Raw genomic sequence first — 954 nt, forward strand, 5'->3', positions numbered from 1 at the left:
AATAACCGACGTTGCCCATCCACGCGCTGATCCAGTAGCCCCAGGCAGACGAAAAGCCCATGTAGTCGCCGAAACCGGCCTTGGCGTAGGCGTAGACACCGCCGTCCAGATCAGGTTTACGGTTGGCCAGGGTCTGAAAGACAAAGGCCAGGGTCAACATGCCCACGGCGGTAATTACCCAACCGATCAATACCGCGCCAACATCGGCACTTGCCGCCATGTTTTGCGGCAGAGAGAAGATCCCGCCGCCAATCATTGAGCCAACGACAAGTGCAACCAGTGCGCCCAGTCGAAGTTTTCCGGGAGATTCAGACATTGCATAACTCCAATGCAGGAGAAGAGAGACCACAGAATAATTCTGTGCGCTAATCAAACAGCTGACTCAGATCACTTCATTGGCACATTCCATTGTGAATTAATGAGTTAGGGGGAAAGCTGCGAGCAATACTTCCCCTCGCAAAGTCGCGTTCCAGAGCGATTTCTGCGGTTTTATTAATTAATTAGTCTGCCGTGTGGACGTTTGAAACTAGACCCTTTTACTGAATGCGCAAGTTTTTCCAAAAGGCGACAATAAATGACCTGGAAACGACAAAGTAATGGTCGTATTTAAATTCTAAATAAGCCTGAACTAGATAAACTGTCATGCCGTTGAGTTATGAGCGTGGCGGTTTTATCGCTGTCTTTAATAAACGCTAAACTCGCTGAGTTAATTAGTTGAGTTCAGGGTTGTCAGCTCAATTTTTATTTAGGAGTCTGCATGTCTCAACCGGTCCAGAAACTTCGGCTTGGCGCTTTGATTGCCCTGGTGGTGGGGTCGATGATCGGCGGCGGGATTTTCTCGTTGCCCCAGAACATGGCTGCGCGCGCCGAGGTGGGCGCGGTGTTGATCGGCTGGGCGATCACTGCCGTGGGCATGTTGGCCCTGGCCTTCGTCTTCCAGACCCTGGCCAACCG

The 954-nt window shown here is 51.2% G+C and carries 1 protein-coding gene and 1 pseudogene; one reads left to right on the forward strand and one right to left on the reverse strand.

Translation table 11 applies throughout. The features are described from left to right. Window positions 1-316, reverse strand: a 316-nt coding sequence (locus tag J1G35_RS30590; RefSeq protein ID WP_223016870.1) for an amino acid permease, incomplete at its 3' end; no start/stop codon positions are given. Window positions 317-757: 441 nt separating this feature from the next. Between J1G35_RS30590 and J1G35_RS30595 the strand changes: the two are divergent. Further along, a pseudogene (locus tag J1G35_RS30595) lies at window positions 758-954 on the forward strand (arginine-ornithine antiporter); the annotation flags it as partial.

It is taken from the genome of Pseudomonas sp. SH10-3B, assembly GCF_019891415.1.
In the GTDB taxonomy this organism is placed as follows: domain Bacteria; phylum Pseudomonadota; class Gammaproteobacteria; order Pseudomonadales; family Pseudomonadaceae; genus Aquipseudomonas.